This window comes from Haloarcula sp. H-hyl2, from assembly GCF_056934385.1.
Map to the genome: position 1 here is coordinate 263,029 of NZ_JBRIIJ010000003.1, position 25,531 is coordinate 288,559.

At 61.5% G+C, this 25,531-nt stretch carries 25 protein-coding genes; 8 read left to right on the forward strand and 17 right to left on the reverse strand.

The features are described from left to right. Position 1: 1 nt before the first annotated feature. The 10 genes from Hhyl2_RS18540 to Hhyl2_RS18585 form a co-directional block, all read right to left on the reverse strand. Positions 2-2,080 (reverse strand): hypothetical protein, encoded by a 2,079-nt coding sequence (locus Hhyl2_RS18540; RefSeq protein WP_483552282.1) that lies wholly within the window; start codon positions 2,078-2,080, stop codon positions 2-4. Continuing rightward, positions 2,077-3,147, reverse strand: coding sequence for a hypothetical protein (locus Hhyl2_RS18545; RefSeq protein ID WP_483552283.1), 1,071 nt, complete (start codon positions 3,145-3,147; stop codon positions 2,077-2,079). Before Hhyl2_RS18545 ends, Hhyl2_RS18540 begins: the two co-directional genes overlap by 4 nt. Beyond that, positions 3,144-3,395: a hypothetical protein gene (locus Hhyl2_RS18550; protein WP_483552284.1), complete on the reverse strand. Its 252-nt coding sequence runs from the start codon at positions 3,393-3,395 to the stop codon at positions 3,144-3,146. The genes Hhyl2_RS18545 and Hhyl2_RS18550 overlap by 4 nt, the downstream gene beginning before the upstream one ends. Then, entirely contained in the window at positions 3,392-4,585 is a 1,194-nt protein-coding gene (locus tag Hhyl2_RS18555) for a cell division protein FtsZ (protein WP_483552285.1), read from the reverse strand. The genes Hhyl2_RS18550 and Hhyl2_RS18555 overlap by 4 nt, the downstream gene beginning before the upstream one ends. Positions 4,586-4,832: 247 nt before the next feature. Beyond that, positions 4,833-6,416 (reverse strand): hypothetical protein, encoded by a 1,584-nt coding sequence (locus Hhyl2_RS18560; protein WP_483552286.1) that lies wholly within the window; start codon positions 6,414-6,416, stop codon positions 4,833-4,835. A gap of 5 nt (positions 6,417-6,421) precedes the next feature. Beyond that, positions 6,422-8,122, reverse strand: a complete 1,701-nt coding sequence (locus Hhyl2_RS18565) for a cell division protein FtsZ (protein ID WP_483552287.1) — start codon at positions 8,120-8,122, stop codon at positions 6,422-6,424. 12 nt (positions 8,123-8,134) lie between these two features. Further along, positions 8,135-9,991 carry a hypothetical protein gene (locus Hhyl2_RS18570; RefSeq protein WP_483552288.1) on the reverse strand — a complete coding sequence of 619 codons (1,857 nt, stop codon included), beginning with the start codon at positions 9,989-9,991 and terminating at the stop codon, positions 8,135-8,137. A 125-nt stretch (positions 9,992-10,116) separates the two neighbouring features. Further along, positions 10,117-11,241, reverse strand: coding sequence for a hypothetical protein (locus Hhyl2_RS18575; RefSeq protein ID WP_483552289.1), 1,125 nt, complete (start codon positions 11,239-11,241; stop codon positions 10,117-10,119). Positions 11,242-11,243: 2 nt separating this feature from the next. After that, entirely contained in the window at positions 11,244-12,176 is a 933-nt protein-coding gene (locus Hhyl2_RS18580; protein WP_483552290.1) for a hypothetical protein, read from the reverse strand. 1 nt (position 12,177) lies between these two features. Then, positions 12,178-13,716, reverse strand: coding sequence for a hypothetical protein (locus tag Hhyl2_RS18585; RefSeq protein ID WP_483552291.1), 1,539 nt, complete (start codon positions 13,714-13,716; stop codon positions 12,178-12,180). Positions 13,717-13,908: 192 nt separating this feature from the next. Between Hhyl2_RS18585 and Hhyl2_RS18590 the strand changes: the two genes are divergently transcribed. After that, the gene (locus Hhyl2_RS18590) at positions 13,909-14,160 is read left to right on the forward strand and encodes a hypothetical protein (RefSeq protein WP_483552292.1); all 252 of its coding nucleotides are present in this window, start codon (positions 13,909-13,911) and stop codon (positions 14,158-14,160) included. Positions 14,161-14,290: 130 nt separating this feature from the next. Here the strand turns inward: Hhyl2_RS18590 and Hhyl2_RS18595 are convergent, their stop codons facing one another. Then, entirely contained in the window at positions 14,291-14,629 is a 339-nt protein-coding gene (locus Hhyl2_RS18595; protein WP_483552293.1) for a DMT family transporter, read from the reverse strand. Between the two features lie 126 nt (positions 14,630-14,755). Here Hhyl2_RS18595 and Hhyl2_RS18600 point away from each other — a divergent pair, with 126 nt between their 5' ends. After that, entirely contained in the window at positions 14,756-15,553 is a 798-nt protein-coding gene (locus tag Hhyl2_RS18600; protein ID WP_483552294.1) for a TrmB family transcriptional regulator, read from the forward strand. Positions 15,554-15,582: 29 nt separating this feature from the next. Here the strand turns inward: Hhyl2_RS18600 and Hhyl2_RS18605 are convergent, their stop codons facing one another. Next, complete coding sequence (locus tag Hhyl2_RS18605) at positions 15,583-16,506, reverse strand: hypothetical protein (protein WP_483552295.1); 924 nt, start codon at positions 16,504-16,506, stop codon at positions 15,583-15,585. Between the two features lie 267 nt (positions 16,507-16,773). Here Hhyl2_RS18605 and cutA point away from each other — a divergent pair, with 267 nt between their 5' ends. The 3 genes from cutA to Hhyl2_RS18620 all read left to right on the forward strand — a co-directional run bounded on the left by cutA (position 16,774) and on the right by Hhyl2_RS18620 (position 17,745). Beyond that, a complete protein-coding gene (gene cutA, locus Hhyl2_RS18610; RefSeq protein ID WP_483552296.1) occupies positions 16,774-17,079 on the forward strand; it encodes a divalent-cation tolerance protein CutA in 306 nt (101 codons plus the stop codon). Further along, positions 17,076-17,237, forward strand: coding sequence for a hypothetical protein (locus tag Hhyl2_RS18615; protein WP_483552297.1), 162 nt, complete (start codon positions 17,076-17,078; stop codon positions 17,235-17,237). Before cutA ends, Hhyl2_RS18615 begins: the two co-directional genes overlap by 4 nt. 70 nt (positions 17,238-17,307) lie before the next feature. Then, positions 17,308-17,745, forward strand: coding sequence for a DUF302 domain-containing protein (locus Hhyl2_RS18620; RefSeq protein WP_483552298.1), 438 nt, complete (start codon positions 17,308-17,310; stop codon positions 17,743-17,745). 41 nt (positions 17,746-17,786) lie between these two features. Here Hhyl2_RS18620 and trxA read toward each other — a convergent pair whose 3' ends face one another. The 4 genes from trxA to Hhyl2_RS18640 form a co-directional block, all read right to left on the reverse strand. After that, a complete protein-coding gene (trxA, locus tag Hhyl2_RS18625; protein WP_483552299.1) occupies positions 17,787-18,191 on the reverse strand; it encodes a thioredoxin in 405 nt (134 codons plus the stop codon). Between the two features lie 113 nt (positions 18,192-18,304). Then, positions 18,305-19,564: a M20 family metallopeptidase gene (locus Hhyl2_RS18630; protein WP_483552428.1), complete on the reverse strand. Its 1,260-nt coding sequence runs from the start codon at positions 19,562-19,564 to the stop codon at positions 18,305-18,307. Beyond that, complete coding sequence (locus Hhyl2_RS18635) at positions 19,561-19,959, reverse strand: helix-turn-helix domain-containing protein (RefSeq protein ID WP_483552300.1); 399 nt, start codon at positions 19,957-19,959, stop codon at positions 19,561-19,563. The genes Hhyl2_RS18630 and Hhyl2_RS18635 overlap by 4 nt, the downstream gene beginning before the upstream one ends. An 87-nt stretch (positions 19,960-20,046) precedes the next feature. Beyond that, complete coding sequence (locus Hhyl2_RS18640; RefSeq protein WP_483552301.1) at positions 20,047-21,216, reverse strand: anion permease; 1,170 nt, start codon at positions 21,214-21,216, stop codon at positions 20,047-20,049. Between the two features lie 207 nt (positions 21,217-21,423). Here Hhyl2_RS18640 and Hhyl2_RS18645 point away from each other — a divergent pair, with 207 nt between their 5' ends. Then, positions 21,424-21,744 (forward strand): DUF7471 family protein, encoded by a 321-nt coding sequence (locus Hhyl2_RS18645; protein ID WP_483552302.1) that lies wholly within the window; start codon positions 21,424-21,426, stop codon positions 21,742-21,744. A gap of 112 nt (positions 21,745-21,856) precedes the next feature. Next, positions 21,857-22,384, forward strand: coding sequence for a winged helix-turn-helix transcriptional regulator (locus tag Hhyl2_RS18650; protein ID WP_483552303.1), 528 nt, complete (start codon positions 21,857-21,859; stop codon positions 22,382-22,384). A gap of 463 nt (positions 22,385-22,847) precedes the next feature. Here Hhyl2_RS18650 and Hhyl2_RS18655 read toward each other — a convergent pair whose 3' ends face one another. Then, positions 22,848-23,609: a proteasome assembly chaperone family protein gene (locus Hhyl2_RS18655; protein WP_483552304.1), complete on the reverse strand. Its 762-nt coding sequence runs from the start codon at positions 23,607-23,609 to the stop codon at positions 22,848-22,850. Between the two features lie 578 nt (positions 23,610-24,187). On the opposite strand from Hhyl2_RS18655, the gene Hhyl2_RS18660 reads away from it, so the two are divergent. Continuing rightward, positions 24,188-25,402: a CBS domain-containing protein gene (locus Hhyl2_RS18660; protein WP_483552305.1), complete on the forward strand. Its 1,215-nt coding sequence runs from the start codon at positions 24,188-24,190 to the stop codon at positions 25,400-25,402. Positions 25,403-25,531 lie beyond the last annotated feature (129 nt).

Sequence of the window (25,531 nt, forward strand, 5' to 3'; positions counted from 1 at the left end):
GCTAATGTTTCTCAAGCGTCGTTTCGGTTGCCGTTGCGGCGTGCAGTTCCTCGGCGGCGATAGCCGCAAGCACAGGGTCGGGGACTGGTGTCGACAGGAACTTCTCGCGAACTTCCTCGAAGGGGATCGAGTCACCGGCCTCGAGGTTGTACTCGACGATGTTCTCGAGTTCCGCCACCACCGTCGCGCTGTCGTAGACGAGGACCGTTCCATCGTCCAACTGCGTCGCGTTGTGACTGTTCTCCTCGGCCCAGAGCACGAGCAAGCAGGGTGCGTAGGAGTCGTCGAACCGGTAGGAGAACTCCGAACTGAGGTATCCTTCCTTCTCGAACCGCTCCCGGAGTCGCTGTTCGAGGTCATCGAGATACTCCCTGGCCTCCCGCTCGATACCGTCACACACCTGCTCTCGGAGCGTGACCTCGAGGAGCGTGAGGCTCGCGTCTACGTCCCGATCGACCTGCAGGGTCTCGGTCGCGGAGCCGAACTCGTCCGGGGCTGGCACGGCGGTCACCTCGTACTCCCCGAAGGCCACCTCGGGGAACGTGACGGACGCTGCGACGGGTGTGGTCACGGACCGTGACTCCTCGTACCCGTCACCGCTGAGCGTCACGGTCACGTCCCGATCAGGGCCGCCGCGTTCGAACTTGACGGTCACCTCGACATCGAACGTCTCGGATCCGCCGGGAACCGTGAGTTTCGGTGCGTCCATATCGAACTCCACGGAGTCCGGGTTCTCGCGGTAGTAGAGTCCGAGGAACTGATCCTGATGTTTCCGGACCGGGAGATCCTCTCCGTGGACGGCTCCGTTCGCCCGGAGCGTCGATTCGATGCGGTCCCTGATCTGGTCGTAGCCGTCGACGACGTCGGCCTTGGGTTCCAGTTCGTCGAGCGCCTGCATGAGGTCCGCGACCGCGTCGCACCACGCTGTCTCGAAGGTCTGTAGATTCTCGATCCGTTGCAGGTCGTCGACGTAGCGGTGGTCGGCCGCCTCTGGCACCGTGTAGTAGCCCGGTGGAATATCCGCCCCGTCAAGACGAGTGACGATCGAATCGAGGTCACGCTCCAGCGCGTCGACGATGTCGAGGCTGATCGAGAGCACCTCGGAGCGATGCTCGGAGAGTGCCGACAGTTCCATCGCGTCGTCCAGTTCGTCGATCGACGCGCGCACGTGGCTCACGTCGGCAGTCGTGCCATCGACGAGGTACTCCTCGACGTCGCTGGCCTCGATCGCATCGAGTAGCGACCGGAGGTCCTGCTGGGCGGCATTGAACGTCCGATCGCCCTCCCTGCGGACAGCGTCCCGTCCGGCGAGGAGAGACGAGACGGCCGCACTGAACTCGTGGTCGCTGGCGGCCGCACGTGCGTCAGCCAGTTCGTCTTCGACTTGGATCCGGTCGGCGTCGCCAGCGGCAGTGATGGCCCCCTGGATCCGGTCGGCGGCGCTGTCGACCCGTTCGATGGCCTGCTCGCGAGTGTCTTCCAGTTCTGCGCCAGCGCTCTCCCAGTCCTCGTCGCCGAGGCCCCCGCTGGTCGTTGGTGGTCCCGACTCGACGATATCGTCCAGGCGAGCCATCTCGGACCTGATCTCAGCCCGTCTGTCTTCGACCGCCTCGACGAACGCCTCGGCGAGTTCGGTCCCGCGTTCCTCGCATCTGCTCCCGAGTGTGTTGATCGTCTCGAGGTCCGCCACACCGTCGAGCGAAAACGCGCCCGTCTCACGGTCGAAATCGATGCCGGCGTCTCTCAGGTCGGCATGAAGCGAGTCGATACCGATCCCGAGACCGTCTCCGACGACGGATGGGTACTCTCGCTCCATCCGCTGGTGGCGGTCCCAGAGGTCGGAGAACGATTCCCCGACCTCCCGTGCCCGGCGTCTCGTGTATTTTGCTTGGTCTGTCCCCGTCGAGATCACTCGCTGTCTAACCCAGAGGCCCCCGACGACAGCCATCATCGGGACGATAGCGATAGCCGCGTAGATAGCGAGCTGTGACCCGAACAGGACGAATACACCTGCGCTTATCGCCCCGCCGAGGACGACAAGTCCGAAGACCCCGAGTGCGGCCTTGAGAGAGGCTTTCACAGCAGCGCACCCCCGATACCGAGGACGGCGATAGCACCGATAGCCAGCAGCGCGAGCGCGCCACCGATACCGAGCGGGAGGTGCAGGAGCGAGGCGTCGAAATCCCCACCGCCGAAGTCACTGAAGTCCTGTGTCTTCTTACCGTACCGCCAGATCCGATAGCCACCACCGATAGCCCCGAGCAGGAGTCCCAGGAGAACCCCGATACCCGTATTCGCTCGCACAGACGACTGTGCGTCCCGTTCGACCGTATCCAGTGCGCTGTTGTACCGTTCGAGAGTGTCAGCGGTCACAGTATCTATCCTCCGTTCTCTTGTATGGAGTGCTTCGAGCGCCGCAGCGGCGTCACCTGGTGGGAGTCCTGCCACCTGGGTTCGGTTGTACAGGAGGCCCCGGAGTGATCGTGCGTGTCGATCAGCGAGCCGACGCGAACGGTTCAGCCGCTGGAGAGCCCCACGGGCAGTGGCGAACTGCTGTTCACTGATCGGCTGGCCGGCCTCGGCGTTGTCCTCCATCGTCACGGCGGTCTCGTTCAACGTCTCAGCCGCTGCGGATACGTTCCGGGTCGCAGTGAGGTACGCCGTTTCGGCAGTCCGGTACCGCTGTCGATTCGTCGTTCCGGCCCGGAACGTCAGCGCTGTTCCGGTGAGATTCGACCGGACGGTCGGCCCCCCCTGGACCGATATCGTCACGCTGTTTGTCGGAACCTTCTGGCTGATGGCGTCGGCGTCGAGTGTGATCGACGATCTGTTTCCTCCGACGACGGCACTGTAGGCTTCGTCGCCTTCTGTGACGTCACGAAGCCCGGCCGTCTGCACGTCCCACACCGTACTCCCCTGTACCGGGTCTACGGCGTCACCACCCTCACAGTAGACGACGAATATTCTCGTCTCGGGATAGAGCGTCGTCGTGTCGGTCGTGACCTGACTGGTCCCGTCCACGAGTACGGCGACCGTCTGTGATTTGTTCGAACAGGCATCCTGTGGACCGACTGTCGGCTCTGCCGCCACCCCTGGCGGGACGAGCAACACCGCGAGTACCACCAGCAGGACGATCTCGATCCTCATTGGAGTTTCGTATCCCAGTACTTGTAGGTCGCCACACTCCCCACGACGGCACCGATACCCGCACCGAGAATCACGCCGGAGAGGAGCTGTGGTACCGTTCGGTGCTGTTGGTCGAGCGTCTGTACGACCGCCGTCGTCCGGCGCTCGGTGTCGGTCACACTAGGGCTGTCACTCTGTCCAGCGACCAGCCCAGCAGACAGGACGGCAAACAGCATCCCCATGAGCACGACTGTCCGTCGACCGGTCATGAAACCACGGCCTCCGATTCGCGTTCGTACTCCGTGGCCAGTGATTCTATCTCGTCGAGGCGGTCGATATCACCACGTCTGTAGGTGAAAAGCGTCGTGAACGAGACCAGGTTTCGATTCGTCAGTGTCGCCCCGAGGTTGACCTCGTCACATCTCGCCGTCAGGAACGACCGTAATTTCGACGTGTCGATCTGGTAGCTCGTATCGGCGATATAGTTCGACGGTGCCCTGAGAAGCCCGATCGCTTTCCTGGATTCCGTCGTCTCGATACCGTCTACCGTCTGCTTCAACTCCGCGATGTGGGACAGTGCGGCAGCGTCGATCTCTTTCTTGCCGATCAACGGCACCAGATACCCCGGCAAAGACTGGGTCATCTCCACCGCTCGCCCCATCGAGGCGTAGCCCGTCTCACCGTCTGTGGCTCCCAGTCCGAACGAGAGACTCGTGACGATGTCCTGGATGTCGATGATGGGGGGGTCGACGTCGTAGGCGCTGCGGTCGATCCGTTCGAGGACAGTTCCCGATATCAGATCGACGATAGACGAGGCGACGTACTCGTTGAGATCCGTGAACTGTCCTTCGGCGGCCTCGTGGTAGGACAACCGCTCGTTGTCGACCAGGATGATCCCGTTGACGACATCTTCGAGTCGGTCGAGCCCGTACCGTGCGTTCCAGGCCTGCCTGCTGGGCGAGGTATCCCCCTCTGCGTCCCCACCGACGGGTCCCTGGGTGTTCGGGAGCACACAGACGGCGATCGTCTTGCAGTTCCCGTCGCTGTACTGATCGATGGCCTCGACGATATGCGGACTGATCCCACATCCGGTTCCGCCACCGACACCACAGAATACGAACGCGAAGGGGACGTTCGTCTCGGAAGTCGTCACCCGCCCTTCCTCGTCGTCTCCCTCGTCCTCTCCGACATCGGTTAGGACACTATTCAACGTCCCTTGCAGGACGCTCCGGTTGTCAGCCATCACTTCGTCTGCGCGGACCGGATTCCGTCCGAACCCGCCAGTGACCTGTTCCTCGAACCCATCGGTCGTCCCCGGAACGATTCCCGACCCCTCGGCGATCCCGTACCAGTTGTCTCGACCGACGTTGGAAAGGTTCTGGAGGTCCCGAATCGTGGAATTGAACACGAGCGGCGTCGCGATCTGCTCCATGTTCTTGTGCGCGAATATCTCGTCCACGATCGAGCTTCCCGCCTGTCCAGCACCCACAAAAAGATATGGCATTCGTGTAGTTCCAAAACAGTAATTCCACGAGTATAAATATATGGACGACGACAACAGTTCACTCGGAAAATTTATTTTATATATTGGGTCCGGATAACCATAGTAACTCCCACTAACGACAAATACAGGCCGTTCCGTAACTGGGATAAATATGTGTATCTACTTGTACGAAATTAAAAAATCGGAAATCATACACTCGGAATCACCCCCGGAGCTGTTCCAGCAACACGCTGTAGGCGTGTCGCTCGTACAGTTCGACGATCCAGTCCAGGGTTCGGTCGGCGGCTTGGAGATACCCGAGTGCACGGTCCTGATGGCCACTCGCTCTGGCATCGTCTGCGTCCTCTTGTAGTGTGCTGACGAGTTCGAGGAAGTGGATCGGGATACTGTGATCGTGTTGGGGATATTCCGAAGGGTACTGGGTCCGGATCGTCGACCTGCGTTGCTCGACGTCCGTACGCAGCGCCTCCAGATCCGTTTCAGGTTCGACCGTTCGCCCGGCATCCCGAAGTTCGGGGATCAGTTTGCGGTCGTAGAACCTGAGTTCCTGGCGCGCCGCATACACCGTCGGTAGGTCGGCGGCATCTGCCTGCTCGACGACGGATCGTAACTCCGATGCCCGCCCTTCCAGGACCGAGGTAACGTCCGAATCCAGTTTCGTGAACTCGGCCGCGACCTCGTCCGCGAGTCGCGACACTGCCGGTACCTCCACACCGTCGAGTCTGGCGGTGGTGGTCTCGGCGCTGTCGACGGCTTCGATGACGTCCTCAAAGGTCTCCTTGCAATCGGTCGGGTTCACGGGCGAGGTGGTCAACACGTCGACGAACTCCCGACCGAGATTGCTCTCCGGGAGCGTCTCGAGTTCCCCCGCGATCCGCGGGGTCGCCGTCTCGCGTTCGACGAGTCGTAACTCGCCACTGTCGAGTCGTTTCGCCAGTGTCGTGAGCCACTGGGCGGTACTTCCGGCACTGTCGAAGCGCACTGCTGTCTGGTCGTTCGCTGCGGTACATATCCGCTCTGCCTCTTTCAGAAGTCGATCCCGCTCTGTCCGTAGTTCGTCGTGCTGTTCGATGGCCGATGCGAACTCCCGTCCGATGTCCGAGACCGCCGCGCCCAACTTTCCGCCGATCTCGTCACCACTATCCTCGAGACGCCGGGCGATCTCTCGGGCATCGACGGTCGTGCTTATCGGCTCGACCGTCGATTCGATCGCCTCCGTACGGTTGAGCGACTCGATGACCGCGGTCAGGGTCTCCGCCAGTTTGGACGCGTCTGTCTCCGCCGGTGCCTCGAGATAGTCGAGTAACCGCTGGCCGTCACGGGTCTCGGCTGTCACTCGTGGTCGGACGGAACTCACCGCTTCGGCCACTGGTTCTACCGTCGTCTCGACCGACCGATCACCCGTGACATCCGTCGGGTCGTTCGCTGGGCCACTCGCTTCTCCCTCTGTCCCCTGCTGGGTTTCCTTCACGAGTCGTCCCCGCTCTGCCACTCGCTGGACCGACTGTGCCCTCGAGACGGGCCCGTCGTCGTCGTGAATCAGTCCCCGGTCTATCAACGACCGTGACTCGACCACAGCGTCGACTGCCTCTGTCAGAGAATCTACGGCTCTGGTGACGTCCCGCTCTCTCGGTTCCTGGTGTAGTTTCGCTGCAAGTTGCTCGACAGCGGCACTTCCTTGGTCCGGTTCGCTCGAACTCGTCCGTTTTCCAGCGACGAACCCACCGCCCGTGCCGAGTATCAGGGTCACGAGAGCGACACCCGCTGTGACTACCAGTTCGACCATCGTTCTCAGCCCATGTTCTCCCGACCGAGACATCCGAACAGCGGTTCGACGGTGTCCCAGATCTCCCGTAACTCGTTTGCCTCGCGACTCTCGCTCTGTTCGACCAGTTCACGGGCGTGGTTGTACATCCGTTCGAGTGTCGGCATCTTGGGGTTCCAGAGTAGCCCCCAGAGGTAGACGTCGTCGACGTGTGGGACGACCAACTGGTTCACGTAGACGTCGATCGAGCCCGGGCCGTCGAACTGGTCACGGGCGAGGAAGTCATCGCCACCGAGAATCTCGGTCAGTTCGTTGTTCCGCAACAGCGGGGCGAGATTCTCCATCTTCGACTCCGGGCCGTACACCATGAAGGTCCCACCCCAGGCCGTCTGCGGTTCGCAGTCGACGAGGCGGCCCTGGAGAACGGCGGAACGCGCCAGCGTGTCTAGTCGGGACCGGTTGAACGACGACGTACTGGTCCGGCCGATCACAGGGGCCATCACGACGGCTGGCTGGAACTCGAGGTCGTCACTCTGGCTGTATTTGCGCTGTACAGGGCGGAAACTGTCGGGGACGTCGAAGACCTCGCCCCGAATCCGTTCTGTCCCTGCGGTGTCGGCAGATTGGGGTGTCGACGACATGGTGAACGCTTCCAGGAACGTCACCAGGAGCCGATTGATGTTCCTGTAGTTCGGTGGATTGTATCTGTGCAGCAGGTCGTCGTCGATGTCGACGGCCAGTTCTGCCGGCGGATCGGCCAGTTTACTGTTGTCGAAGGGGATGATCCCGTCGACAGCTCTCGAGAGATACGACATGCCCACCACACCTCTGACCATCTCGCTCGTCCCGAACTCGTCGTCGGACGGGAGCACCACCGAACTGAGGATCGGTTTCGAGAGCGCGATCGTCTCCTCGGCGCCCGTCCCCTCCGTCACTAACTCACGGACGTTCTCCGCCAGCACCGGGGTCGAGCCACACCCGGTGCCCTTGGTGACACTATGGATCAGCATGACTGCTTGGGACGCTTCCATATCTCTGAGGTCGAGGTCGAGCCTGTCCCTGATGGCGTTTTGCTCGCCCTCGAAGTCCTTCTGCATCAGCGTTCGACCGACTTGCCAGTCCCGCCCGGCCCCCGAGTAGTTGTGGTGGCGGTAGCCGATCATACAGTTGTTCACGAGTGCTTCCTCACTGAACCCCCGGTCCTCCTGGGCGTAGTAGGTCTGCCCGAGTTCGGTATTGTTGGTGTTTAGTCCACCGTAGTCGGCCAGGCCACCCTCCCAGACGTTCGCCAGTCCGCTGCTGTGGTTGCGGAGGGTATCTCGTCGCATCAGGACGGCGTCGAGGATGTGGTTTCCAGCCCCGCCCACACCGATCATCATCCACTTGTTCCCGGTCGAACCGCTCAACGGCGACGAACTCCCGGCGGTTTCATCGGTTTCCGGTTCCGGACCGTCGGTCCCCGTGGGTCCCCGAGATCGAGTTGGTCCATCCGCGACCGACTCGCTGTCGTCCGTTTCCATCTCTGTCGTGGCGTTCTCTGGTTCCCTGGCCGACTCCGTGGTCCGGAAGCGTGGTTTCAGAGACCCGTCAGTTTCGAACACGTTGTCGTACCGGTCCGGATACATCTGCTCTACGGATTCCGGTGTATTCGCGTGCCGTTCGGCGATGTGGTCCTCGATGGTCGGTTCGTCGGTCTCTTCGAGACATATCTTGCAGGTGTCAGTCATGATTCGGGATGCTCATTGTCGTGCACTCGCGTACTCGTCTTGCAGTTCACTCAAGACACGCTGAGGACTCACGTCGTCGGCGACGTGAACCTCGACGTAGCCCGGGGTCTCGTCGTCGACGTCTACCTCGTCGATATCTCGCTGGCGTTCGGCGAACGACTTCATCTCGTTCAGTACTTCCTCCTGGACGAACTTCTCAGGGAGTTGGTTCTTCTGGAGCGCGACGGCGTCGTCGGAGGTCGTCGCCGCCGCTGCTGAAGTCAGTTCCCGCAACAGGTACAACACGTCGTCGGGGGCCGCCTCGGTCGTGTCGGGAGTCGACGTTACCGACCGTGTCCGGTTGTCGTGGGTGGTCGCGTCGCCCTCTGTATCGATCCTGAGTGTCGACCCGTCGACGACGTAGCTGATGCCGTAGGTGTCCGTGAACGGGACCCTGAGATTCTCCACCAGTGTCGTCCCAACCGTCTCCGATATCGGGATCGTTCCGGACCCGTGCTCGACAGTCGCGACGACGCTCTCCCCGAAGAACTCGGCGATGGCACGGATATCCTGCGCCTCCTGCGCAGCGTCCGTCGCTTCCCGCTTGGCTTCGGTGAACCTGCCGTCGTGGAGGGCCTCGAGTGCGTCCTGTCGATGTGATCGGACGGTAGGCCGAGTCGGTACCGTCGGACCGTCCGTAGGGGCCCGTCCTTCGAACAGGTACTGTTCGAGCCGCGTTCTCGCCCCACCGTCCAGCGAGTCGAGGTGATCGTCGGCCACATCGAGTGCCTCGGCAGCATTGGAGAGTTCCGTGGCGATCTCGTCCTCTCGCTCGTCTAGGAACCGCTCCAGTTCGTCGAGCGTGGTCTGTACCCGCTGGATCGAGCGTGCCGTCCTATCGAGACCTTCTTCCTCGATGGCGGAGACGAGGCGACTGTCCAGTTCGTGTCTGGGGCCACCGATCTGGATTGGGGGACCGTCCAGCATCGGCACTGATATCTCGTTGAACTGCCGGAGGTTCCGTATCTCGTAGGCTTCACCGAACTGTGAAACGTAGTGCAGGTCGCCGAACGTCTCGTGAATCTCGTCGACGACCGTCCCTCTGAGTGTCCCTTCGAGTCGTTCCACACGCTGTTCTGGATCGAGTGCTTCCGCGTCGGCCAGGACCTGCTCCGCACGCTCGGATCGCTCACGGCTCGACACCGATCCGTTCTCGACGAGGCGATCAGTCCGGTCGATAACCGCCTCACACTGATCGCGGAACTCGTCACACTCGGACTCGAACGTCGATACAGCCTTCGGGACGAACTGTTGTAGGGCGCCGCGTGTCTGTTCGTCGGCCGCTCGCTCGATGCCGGACTCGAACGTCTCTCTGGCTTCACGTGCCAGATCCCGGGCCGTAGAGAGCTTCTCGGCGGCCTCGTTGTCGAGGGTCACGTCCCATTCGAAAACGAGTGTCGCGCTCCAGATAGCTACCCCACTCGCCACCGGCAGCAGGAAGAACCCGGCCACCTGGGAGGTTCCGACACCCGACGACAACAGTGGTCTGTACACCAACACGAAGAGGACGAGAAACAGTGTTACGAACCCCGTCGCGCCGAGCGTGAAGGTCTGATGTCGGAGTGCGAAGAGTCCGATACCCTGGGCTATCCAGGCGACCGTGATCAGGACGAACAGGAGCAACACCACCGTGGAACTGGACCGGAACACTGTTCCGGCCGCTTCGAAGACCGGAATCGACTGGAGTAGTCGTTTCAGACCCCCGAAGATGGGAATCCCACTTGCGGACGTCCCGAGCAGCGCCACGGCGGCCTGCACGAACGACGCCAGTATCGGCACCCCGGCGACACCCCAGCAGATCGACGAGAGCCGCCGTCGGTTCTCGAACATCTGGTGTGAATTGATCAACCAACGCTAAAATACCTAGCGTCGGTTCCAGGATATGATACTGGGATACTAGCTCCGGTCAGGGGTTTTTGTCCAGTCTTCATCCGCCGAAACAACAGAATACCGGTCTACGGGTCCTCGTCGCTCTCTGCAGTCTCATCACTGAGAGCATCGAAGATATCCCGCTCCGTGCTGTCGGAGGCCGTCTCCTCGTCGTCCGAATCGGCCAGCGCATCCAGTATCGGGTCGGATGGGTCATGCTCCTGGGTACCGTCGTATTCGGATTTGTCGTCCTGTTCGGTACGTATCCTGTCTGGCTCCTGGGTCTCTGTCCCGGTACTTTCGTCTGGACTGTGGGACTCCCCGGCGGTGTCCCCACTGTCGCTCTTGTCGGTTTCGGGGTTCTCTGGGACGCCATCGCTCTTGCCCTGGGCTTGGGGATCCGGGTCCGCCGCCACCGCCGACTCGTCGACTGTCTTCGCGGCGGGGATATCTTGAATCTCCAACGCTTCGAATCCAGTGTCGCCGGTTCCACTCCCCTCGATAACCACCTGTTTGAGTTCGGACTGGAGTGTCTCCAACCGTTCTTCGACGGCCTCGATGTCCAGCAAGCGTGGTGCGAGCGTGAGATACTGGGTTCCCTCGTCCGTGACGAGGTCTGCACGGGTCAGTTCGACGGGGCCCTCGGTGCCGGTTTCGAACCCCTGGCCGGCACCGAAACCACGAACCTCGACCGGACTCTTCAACTGGACGCTCTCGTTCGCGATGGCCTGTGGCAACACGATCGAGACGTCACGTAACACGGCTTCTGTCTGCGATTTGAATGTGTGACACGTCGTCGAATCGAGGGCCACCTTTCGCGTTCCACTGACGATTCCCAGGACCGTGCAGTCCGAGAGTCGAACCTCGCTTCCGACCACGTTCCCGCGCACGATACACCCCGACAATTCCACGAATTCGCCGGTGACGGTTCCGTGCACGTGCGCATCCTTCCCCTTTACACTGCCGGGCGTCCCGACGTCGCCGTCTATCTCACAGTCCCGCATCTTGACTTCCTGACTCGCCATCACCGAGGCGCCGATCAGTGACTCGGGGTGGAGGGTCACACGCTCGCCGTAGATTCCCCCGGTCACGACCGCTCCGGCACCGACCCGGACCGGTCGGGCGATTTCGGCCCGATCGGTCGGGAGTACTTGCCCTCGATACGTCTCACCGCTGTCGATGATCGCTCTCTCCTGTTCGATAGTTGCCATCGTCACGCCTCCTCTTCTCTGACCGTCAGTGGACCGTCTACGGCGGCGTCGAACGCGTCAGCATACGTGACGGTCCCGAACAACGCCCCGTCGCCGAACTGGTCGATAGCCTCCTCGACCTGGTCCGTGTTGACCTGTCGTCGTCTGGTCTCACCGTCGGTCGGTGTCTGAGCGACCGACTGGGTGGTACTCTCGAACCCCTCGATAGGCTCCAGGGTCGCACTGAACCACGGCTCGTCGGTCTGTTCGACCACCGACGGTGCGACGACCGTCTCCTCGTAGACACCGTCACGTTCGACACCGACGACGTAGAACGGTACGTGGAGCGGTTGGGCACGCTCGACGTCGGTCAACACGTCGGTTCGATGTGCTTCGATGGACTCTAAAAGGTCGTGCCTATCCGCGACGAACTTGTCGATGGCTGTCGTCGCCGCATCGAGGGCCGACTCGACACGTGAACGTCTGGTCTCGGCCGTCCGCTCCGTGTGTCCCCTGAGATCACTCCACGTCTGGGATATCTGCTCGGCGAACGGGCGTTCGATGTTGTCCTCGAACTCGCGTTCGTCGATCTCGAAGATGTGTTCGCCGAGGTCGCGGATACGCTCCTCCGCGCGCTCGTCGAGTTCGTCGTGTTTCGTCTCGAATCGCTCCCTGATCCTGTCGAGTTGCTCGTCTAGCTCGGCGCGCTCTTGGTCGATCTGTTCGTGTTCGGCCTCGATCTGTGGTTTGATACTCGCCACATCGGCCATATGCTCCATCAGTTTCAACTCCGCCTGTGCCTGGGTGTTCTTGTCTATCGCTTCCTGGACGCTTTTGAACCCCTGTTTGAGTGTCTCGATCACCTCGTCGATCCGACCGGTGATCGATCTCGCTTCCTCGATGAGCGTTCCCAATCGACTCGCTATCTTGCGGTCGTAGGCGTTTTCGTCGGCCATCCTATCGCTCCTGCATCCGCTTTTTCATCTCAGTCTGTTCGTGGATCTGTTCCGCGACCATCGCGGTCGCCTTCGCGTTCATCATCTCGGCTGCGATCTGGTCCTGGTGTCGACGTTCCTCCTCTATTCGCCGCAGTTCGGCCGCCTTCTGGACCTCCGCCTCGGCCTCCTCCAACTTCTGTTGGTTCAAATTCCTGGTCTGTTCGATTATCTCCTCGGTTCGCTCGCGTATCTGAGCCCGTTCGGACTCGACATCGTCGAGGAACTGGTTCCGACGAGATCGACCGAGATGCTCGTACTCGACCATCTTCTCCGAAATCGCGTCGATCGACCCCTCTCCTGCTTTCGCCTGTGTCTGGAGATCACGGATCTTCGATCGGATGTCCTTGACCCTGTTCCACGCAGTCCGGATCTCCTCGCGGCGCTGTTCGAACTCCCGTTCTTTCAGGTCTGCTTTCTGGTCCTCGATGTTCTCGTAGATCTTGCGACGTTGATCGTCCTTCTCTATCCAGAGCGCGTCACAGATATCTTCCACCAGATCGTCACGAATACGATGCTCGGCGATAACTGCCGTCTCCTCGAACTCGTTTCGACACGTCGAACAGGCCCACGTCAGCGGCGTCTCGTGTCGAATATCGAGTTTCGATTCGATGTCCTCCTCCGCACAGGTGGGGCAGTAGAACGTGTACGTCGGGAGCGAGAGCGTGTTACTGGCGACACGGATGTGCTCGTCCAGGAGATCGACGGCGTTGGACTGTGCTGTGGTGAGTGTCTCGACAGCCTCTTCGGATGTCGTCTTCACCTCGTCCAGCACTCCTTCGATATCGTCCTTTACGACGGCCTGTTCGAGTGTCCGTAACTGCTCTACCTCGGCAGCACTCACACTGTCGACGGTCCCCTCACTCGTGTCCGGTTGTACGTACGGTTCGAGTCGATCGAGTCCCTCTGCGAGGGGGTTTTGCTGTTCGACGAGCGGTGCAGTGACCTCGGTCTCGTCGGCGTTTTCGATGGTCTCGGCGAGTCCGTCGAGTTCGGACCGAACTGCCGCTTCGACGCTATCGTCTTGGGACATCACCATCGGTAGCTGGTCGGAGATAGTCAGATTTTTTTCGGTAGTCTCGAGGGGACGTCTGTCCCGGATGGTCCGCAGTTCGAACGTCGAATCGGCCACTGTCCCCTTGCTGTCGTAGATTACCGTCCCGTCCGCTGCTGGGAACATGTATCCCGTCCAGTACCGGCGGTCGACAGACTCTACCGAGACATCCGGTTCCCGCTGGGTGCCGTATCCAACGACGGCGCCTCCGACGACGATCCCCGACAAGGCTACCCCGAGAGCTACAGTCCCCACACCAGCCACGAACAGCACTCCGCCCAGTGCCAGTCCCACTGCTGCGATACTGCTACCGATCGTGTAGAGGCGACGAACAGCAAAGAGATGGTCTCTGAGGTCGTCTGCGATCGCCGTCCCGACCGCTACACCGACAGCAGAATCTTGGTCTAACTCACCCCGATCGGTGAAAACCGTCCCAGATACTTTCATCTGTACTCTGAAACCTGCGAATGTGTGCCAATAAATGTACTGCTGAGGGATAATTTGCGTGCTATTGTCATTCTCTGCTGAAATAACCCCTCGCAGGGACTACTGTGGGATACTATCTCTGGACGGGCTCAAAGAATTTTAGCTTTTGACAGAGACTGAATGTTTTTATCACTCGAAACGGGTAGTATCAATATGCCTGCAAAATCGGGCGCCTCCCACGCCTTCGCCTCCTTTCTGAGTATCATCATCGGTTCCCTCCTGAGCGCCTATCTCACTACCCATTCCGTCACCATCCGAGAGGCAACCTCGTTCGTCGGGCACCGTATCGCAGCACTCACTGGACTGCAAGTATCGGAGTTTCTAGTCGGGATACTGGGTATCGCGACGGTCCTCTCGTTCTGTTGGGGTGTGGCATATCACTACTCACGGCACGGGACAGAGTGACCCTTCGCCCTCGTGTGCCATGATATTTCCCCACACGAATGTGTCATCGAAAGGCCGTGACGACCAATGGAGTATTCATGTCTCGGTTTCACCGTCGACGAAGAGTCAGATTTGTACGAGGAGTCTGCTATCAGTGACTCGGCGAGTACGCGCCGGAGACGATATTCAGCACGGCGACCCCGGCGACGATCAGCCCGATACCGACGATGCCGGCGATGTCGAGGGGTTCGTCGAACACCGTCACACCGACCAGCGCCGTCAGAACGATGCCCAGCGCTGCCCACGTCGCGTAGACGATACTGACCGGGAGTTCCTCCAGAACGAGGCCAAGCAGATAGAACGAGGACAGGTACCCACCGAGGACGACGACGCTCGGGGCGAGTTCGGTGAAGCCGTCACTGAGTTTGAGGGCGGTCGTGCCGGTCACTTCTGTGCCGATTGCCAGTGCCAGGAGGAGATACGAGCGCATCGGCTGATCGAACTGGCACCGCACGAAAGTGCCTTGCCGAACGGCGTGCCACTTACCATCTGTTTTCTGACAGATTTCTCGGCGTGGATAGCAGGATTTTTGCATCGGTTCACACCACCCCACTTCATGTCCAAACTCGGGGAACTGGGTCTCTCGGGCTACGAGGAGAAGGTCTATCGGTCGCTCCTGGGGCTCGGTGCGGGTACCGCCAGCGAGATTGCCGACGCGAGCGGCGTCCCCGATGGCAGGATCTACGACGTGCTCAACGGGCTGGAAGCCAGAGAGCTCGTCCGAACCCGCGAGACGGAGCCGACGACCTACGTCGCGGTCAACCCCGAGACGGCAGTCGCTCGCTTGCTTACCGAGCGGGAACGCGAACTCGAATCCCGGGCGGAGCGATACGAGCGTCTCGCCGGGGAGGTGTCTACCGAACTCGCCGGGAGTGTGCCCGCCGACAGCCAGTTCTGGACGGCACCGCTTGGGAGCGAGACGGCGGTCTCGCTGGCGACCGCACTGTACGACGCGGCCGACGGGACGATACGGTCCGCTATGAGCGTCCCGTACGAAGGTGTCGAGTGGGTGCGGTATGCCGCAGAGATCGACGCCTCGCTGGACGGCGTCGCCGGCACACCGACGGCTCGCATCCTCGTTACGCCCGGTGTCCTCGACGGCGTGCCGGACTCGGTTCGGGCGACCTACGCGGACGCGGGAGACACCGTCGAGGTTCGTGTGACGAGGGCGCTCTCGATCACCTTCGACGTCGTCGACGAGCGGCGCGTGTGTTTCCACGTACCCCATCCCACGTCACAGACCGAGCGATTCGGCGTGATCGACCTGCGAGACGGGTCGCTCGCCGACCGGCTGGTCACCCTGTTCGACGACATCTGGGCGGCGGCGGAGCCGCTCACGGCGCCGTCCACGTAACTGAACCCCTTCGCGGGTGGACTCGACCGCTACCGGGCGAGGTGCGAGAAGTACCACTGGCCGTCGTACTGCACGAGTCTCCCCAGGCTGCCGTCCGCAGTCGATATCCGGTTTTGGAGTTCACCGAATGCCTCCGAGTAGGGAGCACACTCGCTGTAGCCGTCCTCGATCGCCTGCGTAATGATCTCCCGCTCGCGGTCCGTGAGCGAATCGAGAACGACGCCGTGCTCGCGTCCGTAGTAGTCCCGGAAGTCGGTCAGCGAGTCGGCGACCCGGGTCACCGTGACCGTGGTCGTGGCTATCTCGACGGACCGTCGCTCGGTGGACGTCAGTCGTAGTCGTCTGTCGTCCCAGTTCAGGAAGAATTTCTCCCGGTTCGGAACGAACACGGAACGGGCCTGGCTGTCCGCGTCTTCGTAGGCGAACGTGACACTGAACGAATCGTAGTGTGGTGCGCCGAGGAGATGCTGGTTCCCGATGGCGGCCCGAAGCGATTCGCGGTCGTGGGGCGGCAACTCCTCGAAGGAGTGGACTGTCGCGTCCGCCGGGACCGCGGAGTCATCGATTCCGATGTCGACTGTGTACTCGTATCCGGTCGCGTTGCTCCGGTCGGTGTGGGTGGTCTCGGTCCGGTAATACGCTTCTGCTTGGCCGGCAACGACGTACTCTGTACGCATCTCCGGGCCATAGTAGCCGCGTGTGCTGGCGTTCTCGGTGTCGTTCCGGATTGCTGCCGCGACAGCGCCTTCGGTCGCATGGTCGAGACTATCGACCGGTGTACTGAACTCGTTCGAGACGCCTCCCGCGGACGCCTCGTCGAGAGACAGCCGTGCGCTGTCGGAACACGAGTCCGCGTCGGGAAGTCCGTCCAGACAGCCGGCGAGCGTCGCGAGCCCTGTCGTCGTGATGGCCTGCAAGGCACGACGGCGGGAGGGGTGGGGAGGGCATGGCATACCCGAAGCTGTCGGCTACTCGACGGATAAAGTCGTCCATCGCGGGCGGACGGGTTCGACGAATCGCTACGTCGTCACTGCGTAGAGTTTCTCGGACGGGACGTACGCGACACCGTCGACGATAGCCGGGCAGTGGTCGCCCGAACCCGTCCCGTCTCGCCTTCGTGAACCGGTCATGGTAGCATCTCACTCGATACCCACTAGTAATTTCCCATCCACGTTGCGTGGACCGATTGGTCTTTGGCCCGTCGCGGACTACGGCCACGTATGCCCACGGCCTACATCACGGCGCCACCGGACGAGGCCGATTCGATAGCTCGTTCACTCGTAGCAGAACGGCTTGCAGCCTGTGTGAACCGAGTCGACTGTCAGTCGACGTACCGCTGGAACGACGAGATCCACGACGACGAGGAGGTGATCCTGCTCGCGAAGACGACCGAGACGAACTATCCGGATCTGGTCGACCACGTCGAACAGGTCCATCCCTACGACGTCCCGTGTATCGAGCGGTTCGACGAGAGTCACGTGTTCGCCCCGTTCGAACGCTGGCGGGCCGACGCGACCGGCCAATGACGGAGTACGAGATCGTCGAGACCGGACAGCGACTCAACGGGGTCGAACTGGACTGTCAGCTGTTCTTCGGCGCCTGGGGCGTCCGTGACCGTGTTGGGGAGACCTGGCACGTTCGAACCCGTTCCGGTGCGGAGCTCACTGTCCAGCCAGTCGAGTAGCCCTCGGGCCGAGCGACCGCCGTAGTCACCGAAGCGGTTTTGTGTCACACGCCCACAGTTGTTAGCGGAGATGTTACCTATCGACCCCGACACCGTCGACCCGGAAGACATCGGTGAGAAACGAGCTACCCTGGAGATGGACCACGAGGAAGCCGTCGAACACGTCCGCGAGGTGTTCGCCGACGCCGGCTTCGGGTTCCCGGTGGAGTTCTCTCCGTCGGAACTCCTCAACGAGAAGGTCGACGCCGACCGTGATCCCTACTACGTCCTGGGAGCTTGCAACCCGGCCGTGGCCGACAGGGCGCTCGACGCATCGGACAACAGAATCGGCGGCCTGTTCCCGTGTAACGTCGTCATCTGGCAGGACGAACCCGGCGTCCAGACCGTGTATCACGTCAGCATCATGCGGATCGCCAGGTTGACCGGGATGGCGCCCGACGACGAGACGATGTCGGATATCATTGCCGATACCGGCGAACTCGTCGAGGAGGCCTACTCGAACCTGTAGGGAGTGCTACGCGGATCGGCGAGATCGGATTCACGTTCGATTCAGGATCTGTACTGCTCGATCTGCCGAACGAGCGCGTCCTTCTGCTGGACGCCGACCATCTTCTCGACCGCCTCGCCGTCGGCGAACAGTACCAGGGTCGGGACGCCCCGCACGCCGTATTCGGCCGCCAGTTGCTGGTTCGCGTCGACGTCGACCTTCGCGACTGCGGCAGCCGTCTCGGCGGCAATCTCCTCGACGATCGGGGCGATCATCTGACACGGCCCACACCAGTCCGCGTAGAAGTCCGCGAGCACGACGTCGTAGGACGCGACGGCGTCGGCCAGTTCCTCGCTCGACCCGATCGCGATCGGGTCGGCAGGCCCGGCACCGTCGTTGCTCTCCTGGGACTGCAGTTCTTCGATCTTCTGTGCCCGGATGTCCTCGATTGACTCGTTGTCGCTCATCATCGGTGTTACGGGGTAAGGGCGCTTAACTGTTTTGCACTAATAGAGAAATACTGTCTGTCCGGGCCCACACAATCCGTTGGTGATCGACTGGGGTACAGCGGAAACGAGCTTCAGAGTTCTACACGGTCAGCGAACGCGTACGGCAACCGGGAGTAGACGAGCGCGTTCGTCCGCAGCGCCGACACGGTCGTGTACTCGTCGACTGCGTGTGCCGTGTCGGTCCCCACGCCGAACTCGACGGTCGAGATGCCCTCGTTGCGGAACATCTTTGCGTCGCCACCACCGGTCGCACTCCGTCGATAGACGTGCTCGTCGATGGCTGTCTCTGCTGTTTCCGCCACTGCGGAGACGAGCGGGCCGTCGACGGGTTCGAACGTCCCCAGCGACCACGTCGCATCGTCGATAGCGACGCCCGGACAACCTTCCACGCAATCCCGGATCTGCGAGAGGACGCTGTGGGTATCGACACTGGCAGTCAGCCTGATATCGACCCTCGCCGTCGCTCGCTGTGGCACGCTGTTGATGCTCTCGCCGCCCTCGATGACACCAAGGTTGACCGTCGGCGTCGTGAACAGGTCGCTGGCCGTCGCGGCGCCCATCACCGGTTCGTAGTAGTCGACGGACTCCTCGATGATCGGGTCGAGCGCGGGGTCCAGTTCCAGCCGTTCGCTTCCGAACTGTCGTCTGATCCGTTCGATTGCCTCGTACAGCCGATCGATGGCGTTCTCCCCGAGGATCGGTCGGGATCCATGGGCGCCCTCGCCGGTCGCAGAGAGGCTCAGCCAGATACTGCCGCGGTCGGCGACCGTCACCGAATAACGCCCTCGCTCGCAGGTCGTCTCACCGATCACACAGCCGTTGGCGTCGATGGACTGCCGATCGAACACCGCTTCGATACCGGCCGGCCCACCGGTTTCTTCGTCGCTGACGAGGAGGAACTGCAGCGTGAGCGGCGGTGTCGTCTCCGTCTCGGCGTAGGCAGCCGCCGTCGTGAGCATCGCGGCGACAGCACCTTTCATGTCGGTCGCACCGCGTCCGTAGATCCGCTCGCCGTCGCGCTCACCGAGCGGGTCGTGTTCCCAGTCCGTCTCGTCGAACGGGACCGTATCGAAGTGGCCGTTATACAGGAGTGTCGCCTCGCGCTGGCCCGGTATCGTCGCCAGCACGTTCGGCTTTGCGGGGTCGACCGTTATTCGCTCGGTGGTCACACCGAGCTCCTCGAAGAACGCTGTCGTGTAGTCGGCCAGTGACTCAGTCGCCCCGGGTGGATTCTGTGTATCGGCGGCCAGCAGATCCAGTGTCGTCTCGACGAGGCGACCCTCCGCCGCTTCGAGGAACCGGTCAAGCTGGTCCAGAGACTCGGTCACTATTGCTCGGCGGTGGCGGTCTCGGGTTGCTCGTATTTCTCGCGGAACTCCTGGATGAGTTGGCCCATCTTGGCGTACCAGTCGTTGAGCATCCGCTGCATGTCCTCGGCCATCTGGTCGGGGTCGGTCGGATGGTAGACGTGGTAGTAGCCACCGTGGTCGTAGTTGACCTGCTCTTTCTGGATGAACCCCGCCTGCAGGAGTCGTTGCACCGACCGGTACGCGGTCGAGTGGTCCCTGTCGACGGTGTCGGCGATCTCCTCGACCGTCATCGACTCCTCCGCCGACGTGATGAGTCCGAATATCTCGCGGTCGAGTTGCTTCAGTCCGTGGAAACACTCCAGCAGCCCCTCACATTCCATGTCCTGCTGGAGGTACTCGCTCATTGATTCTGGCATCTATGTCTCTACGTACTTCTCTGGTAAGTATAAATGTGTGGTTCTACTGCATAACTGCCCGCGCCCCGGCCGTGGACGTTCGCCCGGCTACGTGACCACGAAGAAGCCGTAGCCGAGCCCGAACGCGAGCAGGAACGAGCCGGTCCAGGCACCGACCGTTCGACCCAGTTTCGCGGTACTGATGCCGCCGTCTCCGCCGACCGCCGCGCCGCTGCCGATGATCGCCGTGACGATAGCCTGGTTGAACGAGATGGGGACGCCCAGAAACACGGCGAGCTGTGCCAGCAGGAAGGTCGGGAGCAGCGCGGAGATCGACCGTCGCGGTCCGAGCGAGGCGTAGTCCTGTGAGAGGGACTTGATCATCCGCGGCGCACCGGTCCAGGAGCCGATCAGGATGCCGAGGCCACCGCCGGTCAGGACGACCAGCAGCGGGACGTCGACGGTGTCCAGCAACGGGACCAGCGGGCCCACGGCGAGCCCGACCTGACTGCCCCCCGCAGAGAACGCCACCAGCGACCCGAGCGCGAGGAGGAACCGCCGTAAGCCCCGCTCCTCGTCGCGGACGAGCCAGACCCAGACGACTGCGGCTGCCAGGAGACCGCCCCCGAAGACGACGAGCCCAGCCGAGACGAGGTCCGGAAGATTGGCAGTCGCGGCGACCGCTCCCGCTATAGACTGGCTCACGCCGGCAGGCCCGAGGAACGAGAACTCGATAAGTGTGACGACGGCCCCAGTGAAGGCAGCGAGTACTGGAACCGCACGCTGCTCTGGGACGTCCGCTCTGGGGAGGAGGCTCGCCAGGCCGTACGCCAGCCCGGCGTTGACGGCCGGTGCGATGGTCCACATCGCTGCAATCTCGACGTACTTCTCCCAGGCCGGGAGACCGCCCAGCGAGAGACCGGCACCGATGATCGCCCCAGTGACGGTGAACGCCGTCGCGATCGGATACCCGGTGGCGACACCGATGGCCATCAGACCCGCAGCCGTAATCAGCGCCAGAATCACTGCCACCGGTGTCAGCGCGACGCCGGCCACCAGTTCGGAGCCGACCGCTTCGGTCACATTCCCGCCCTGGACGACCGCACCGAGGAATCCAAGGAGCCCGACGACGAACGCGGCACGGAGCGTCGAGACGGCGTTGGCACCGACGGCCGGAGCGAAGGGGGTGGCCCCACTCGAACCGGCGCCGATGACCCACGCCATGAACAGACTCGCGAGCCCTGCTGTCACGAAGACGGCGGCTGTCGCGGGGTCCACGATCAGCACCCCACTGGAGTACTGGACCCGTCCGACCACCGATGGTGGAGGATAGAGTGCGATAGTATTTTGGAACCGTGCATTTACTGTACAATACTGTTGACGACAGGGCCTACAAAACGGTTGTGGATGGCGGACACAATTCTAGTGTGATAACACACCTGTCGAAATTGATTCTACCCTGGGTGACGAAACGCCCTTCAGTCGATGTTCCAGTTTGCCGGCGAGTGGCTCGGGCAGGGTGAAGCAGCGCTATTGCTGTTCGTCATCTCGCTGGCGACGGTCGGCACGGGACTCCTCTTTGTGCTCTCCCTGACCGCGACACGACGGCGGCGGACGGTTCCGTACGGCCTGCTGACAGTCGCAATCGGACTGCTGGTCGTTCGTTCGTTGGTCGGTGTCGGGACGGTGCTCGGGCGGGTTCCGATGACCGTCCATCATCTCACCGGTCACACCGTCGACTTCCTCATCGCGGTCCTGGTACTGGGTGCGGTGTACGCTGTCGGCAATAGCTTCGGGAGCGACTGAATCCGCTTCGACGGCCGCACCAGACTGCCAATTGCCGTATTGCATAGTTCTCACGACGCGGGAATTTTCGAAACGCGAATAACCGGTCGTCCGTAGAATCCGACTACGGAGCATGGCAACTGTCAGAGAACAGGTCCGTGATCACGTCCACGCCAATCCTGGTGTCCACTTCAATCAGTTGGCGCGGGATCTGGACATCGCGACGGGGCAGGCCCAGTATCACCTGCGGAAACTGCGACGGTCCGGGGACGTGGTCGTGGAAGACGTCCGGGGTCGGTCACACTACTACGAGGATGAATTCGACCCATGGGAACGGCGAGTGCTCGCCCTGTACCGGCGCGAGACCGCCCGTGAGATGATCGTCATCCTTCTGGACGACGGACCGCTCTCTGCGGGCGCACTCACCGAGCGACTGGGTATCGCCAGGAGCACCGTCTCCTGGCAGGTTTCGTCGCTCTGTGAGGCCGGCATCGTCGAACAGCAGTACGGCGACGACGGACAGGCGATGGTCTCGCTGACACGGCCCGAGGAAACGTGCCGGGTGCTCGACGTCGTCTCGCCGTCGCTATCGGATCGGCTGGTCGATCGGTTCACGCGGCTGGTCGATGCTGGTCTCGCCGGGAGCGACGAGCAGCGGTAGGGCACTGCCGCGACAGCGGTCGAGACCGCGCCGATTCCCCACACCAGCAGACTACCGGTCGCGGAATGTCTGATATCGTCCCGATGATGGCGTTCTCACGAGACTACGCCGGTGGCCGCACAGCGATGACCGTCTACCTTTCTGAATCTCAGTGCGGAAAGCGGTCGTTTCCAGTCTGCGGTGTCCAGTCGCTCGCTCTCCGGGCCGAGTGAGATTCTGGATCCGAATACGACATTATGGCTTTGATATTGGTAGAGTGAGTATAATCTTGGCACAAAATAGAAACAAGCTGGAGATAATAGGGTCAAAAATCATTTATCACATCTTATATAGAATAGGAAGGGATTGAATTGGGTATAGATAGAGCTATCAAAACAATATATGGGGATTTCTGATAATATGGGCAGTACAGATATCACCAACGGATCTCGGCCTCCAATTCACGAAGGCAGTCGATGGACGGTCACATGTACATCCTGTCTTCGGGGTAATCGTGGCTCCGTATCCCCTCCTCCTCGTTGGCCAGGGCGGCCATCCGGTCTGCTAACTGCTGATAGTGTTGTTTGAACTGTTCACCCAGCGCTCGCAGTTCGGTCTCGTCCACGTCGAGTCCACAGATGGTCTCGATAGCGTCGAGGAGTTTGAGGCTGGCATCGATGTCGGGGCCAGGTGGGTGGGTCGGTGTGACGAAGATACCGGTCTCGGGTGCTTCGTCGTCGAGGCTCCGGGTGACGAGTTCCCCGACGACACCGTCGAGATAGCCGCCCTTGAGTGGCTGGACCGATCTATCGTCGAGATACTGGTCCCGATAGGCTGGTGTCGCCACGTAGAACACGTCGTGTTCGTCGGGGCCGTGCGGGAACGGAACGCCGTGTAAGACGATCACTTCACGTATCTCACAGTCGTCGATCCATTCGAGCACTGCGTCAGTATATTCCCGCGCAGCCACCGTCGGGATGAACAGTTCGTCGATGAGGACTGTCATCTCGAACTCGTCCAGGGTGTACAATCGACTGTGGTGACGCGGCACACCGTCCTCGAAGGGCGCAATCGCCGGGAGTTGCGCAGGCGATATATGGCCGATCTGTGTCGAATCCAGCTGCCGGACCAGATAGTCGACAGCCGTCACCCCCGCCATTCCGAGATGGGACAGACCGATGAGCATCCTGTTGCCGGTACCATTGCTGGTCGTGCTTTCGACCGTAAATCGCTCTGTTTCGACCATCGTCCGAACCATCGCCTGGCACGGGTGTAATACTTCCCCTCGGCACGGTGGGGGACACTCGCCGTCGTTGATGTGCTCTGGGGACCTTCGGTCACTGGCTGTTTGGTTCGAGAAAACATTGGATAAATGACTGATTTGTGGGTAACGTGCGTACGATTGTTATCACGGTAGTATCCGCATACCAATACGGGTGTGCGCCGGACACCGCCGCGGGCCGTTTACTCCACCGCTGGGCCTTTGGTCAGTAACGGCGGTCTAATCCGACATCGTCCTGGGTTCGACCGCCTGCTGTCCGAGAGGCAGCGCACGACGGACGTTCTTGCGGTCCTCGGAATATCGGCTTCGATATCGGTCGCCTCAAGATTTAGGACGGAGCACCCCGAAGGTCGAAGCGATGGCACATCTACACGGTCGTCTCTGGCGTGGCAACTCGTGGTCGCGTTTGTTGTACACACAAACGGTACGTTTGCGTCACCGACAGGGTCGTCTATCGATCTGAGTCGGCCCAACACGTATCGATTGTCCAACCGTAGCCGAATCAACAGCCGACCAACCGAAGCAAACTCCCAATCACAGCCATGGACATCGCCGACATCGTCTCGGAAGAGTACGTAACGTTCTCGCCGGATACCCGCGTCTCGAAGCTCGTCGGGACCTTCGACGACCCTTCTGTAAAGGGAATCGTGGTACACGGTGACGAGTTCGAAGGTATCGTCACCCGGAGACAACTCGCCACCTCGCATCACCAGCCAACCGAGAAGGTAGGATCACTCGTCTGGCACGTCCCTCGCCTCGCTCCGGACGAGGACATCCGCAAGGTCGCCCAGCTCATGATCGATAGCGACGCGCGATTGCTGCCGGTATTCGAAGGGAGCGTTCTGCAGGGTGTCGTCACCGTGGATCACGTCCTTCGGAAGGTCGAACCGTTTCTCGACGCTGCGACCGTCGCCGAAGCCTACAGCCCTGATCTGGTGGTACTGGACCCCGAATCGACGTTCGGCCAGGCACTCCATATCTTCAGGGAACACAGGATCAGCCATCTGCCAGTCGTCGAGGACGACACGGCGATCGGCATCCTGAGCCTCTACGACATCGCAGACCTGACCGTCCGGTCCCAGAGTCAGAGTCAGGGCGGAAACGCGAGCGGGACCGATTCCTTCGGTGGCGATCTCTCTGCCAGTGCCGGTCGGACACACGGAGGATTCGGCGCCCGCGAGGGGGAGCTCACCCGTATTCTGGACCTCCCCGTCCGTGATGTCATGATCTCACCAGTTCGGACCATCCATCCGGACGAGACGCTCGAAGCGGCGATCGAAGCGATGTTCGCTATCGATAGCTCGTCGCTCGTGGTTACCAGGAACGGGCAGCCGTTCGGAATCATCACGAAAACCGACGTTCTGGATTCGCTCACCTGGGAGGCAGGTGGTAACCGCTCTGTCCAGCTCTACGGTGCCGACCTGCTGGACGACCTGCAGTACGAGGATATCGTGGCGATGGTCGAGAAGTTCGAGGACAGGGACCACGGAATGTCAGTTCTGGACGCGAAAATTCACCTCCAGAAACACGACGAGAAACTCCGTGGGACGCCGCTCATCCTCGCACGGATCCGTTTGCATACGGACAAGGGGCTGTATATCGCCTCCGGAGAGGGATACGGGGCGAGTCACGCCCTGCACGAGGCACGCGACGTGCTCGAACGCCAGATCCGGGAGCAAAAGACCTACGCGAGGAGCAAGAAACCTCCGGGCGAGGAGTTCTGGGAGAAACGCTTCGGCTGGATGCTGGAGGAATAAACGGATCCCTGACGGGTCAAAAAATCGCTGGGTGAAGCGGGCCGCTCTACCGTCCGCCAGTTCGATGAGTTCCCCGGTTGGGAAATTGACTGCTGGAGTCGGCCCGCTCCGTACAGGCAGCATCTCGGA

Coding starts and splice junctions, on each gene's coding strand:
- Hhyl2_RS18595 (WP_483552293.1), bottom strand. CDS start 14,629: ATGCGCTCGTATCTCCTCCTGGCACTGGCAATCGGCACAGAAGTGACC.
- Hhyl2_RS18650 (WP_483552303.1), top strand. CDS start 21,857: ATGGCAACTGTCAGAGAACAGGTCCGTGATCACGTCCACGCCAATCCT.
- Hhyl2_RS18600 (WP_483552294.1), top strand. CDS start 14,756: ATGTCCAAACTCGGGGAACTGGGTCTCTCGGGCTACGAGGAGAAGGTC.
- Hhyl2_RS18655 (WP_483552304.1), bottom strand. CDS start 23,609: ATGGTCGAAACAGAGCGATTTACGGTCGAAAGCACGACCAGCAATGGT.
- Hhyl2_RS18660 (WP_483552305.1), top strand. CDS start 24,188: ATGGACATCGCCGACATCGTCTCGGAAGAGTACGTAACGTTCTCGCCG.
- Hhyl2_RS18645 (WP_483552302.1), top strand. CDS start 21,424: ATGTTCCAGTTTGCCGGCGAGTGGCTCGGGCAGGGTGAAGCAGCGCTA.
- trxA (WP_483552299.1), bottom strand. CDS start 18,191: ATGAGCGACAACGAGTCAATCGAGGACATCCGGGCACAGAAGATCGAA.
- Hhyl2_RS18550 (WP_483552284.1), bottom strand. CDS start 3,395: ATGACCGGTCGACGGACAGTCGTGCTCATGGGGATGCTGTTTGCCGTC.
- Hhyl2_RS18570 (WP_483552288.1), bottom strand. CDS start 9,991: ATGTTCGAGAACCGACGGCGGCTCTCGTCGATCTGCTGGGGTGTCGCC.
- Hhyl2_RS18615 (WP_483552297.1), top strand. CDS start 17,076: ATGACGGAGTACGAGATCGTCGAGACCGGACAGCGACTCAACGGGGTC.
- Hhyl2_RS18590 (WP_483552292.1), top strand. CDS start 13,909: ATGCCTGCAAAATCGGGCGCCTCCCACGCCTTCGCCTCCTTTCTGAGT.
- Hhyl2_RS18605 (WP_483552295.1), bottom strand. CDS start 16,506: ATGCCATGCCCTCCCCACCCCTCCCGCCGTCGTGCCTTGCAGGCCATC.
- Hhyl2_RS18620 (WP_483552298.1), top strand. CDS start 17,308: ATGTTACCTATCGACCCCGACACCGTCGACCCGGAAGACATCGGTGAG.
- Hhyl2_RS18585 (WP_483552291.1), bottom strand. CDS start 13,716: ATGAAAGTATCTGGGACGGTTTTCACCGATCGGGGTGAGTTAGACCAA.
- Hhyl2_RS18565 (WP_483552287.1), bottom strand. CDS start 8,122: ATGACTGACACCTGCAAGATATGTCTCGAAGAGACCGACGAACCGACC.
- Hhyl2_RS18580 (WP_483552290.1), bottom strand. CDS start 12,176: ATGGCCGACGAAAACGCCTACGACCGCAAGATAGCGAGTCGATTGGGA.
- Hhyl2_RS18635 (WP_483552300.1), bottom strand. CDS start 19,959: ATGCCAGAATCAATGAGCGAGTACCTCCAGCAGGACATGGAATGTGAG.
- Hhyl2_RS18575 (WP_483552289.1), bottom strand. CDS start 11,241: ATGGCAACTATCGAACAGGAGAGAGCGATCATCGACAGCGGTGAGACG.
- Hhyl2_RS18560 (WP_483552286.1), bottom strand. CDS start 6,416: ATGGTCGAACTGGTAGTCACAGCGGGTGTCGCTCTCGTGACCCTGATA.
- cutA (WP_483552296.1), top strand. CDS start 16,774: ATGCCCACGGCCTACATCACGGCGCCACCGGACGAGGCCGATTCGATA.
- Hhyl2_RS18545 (WP_483552283.1), bottom strand. CDS start 3,147: ATGAGGATCGAGATCGTCCTGCTGGTGGTACTCGCGGTGTTGCTCGTC.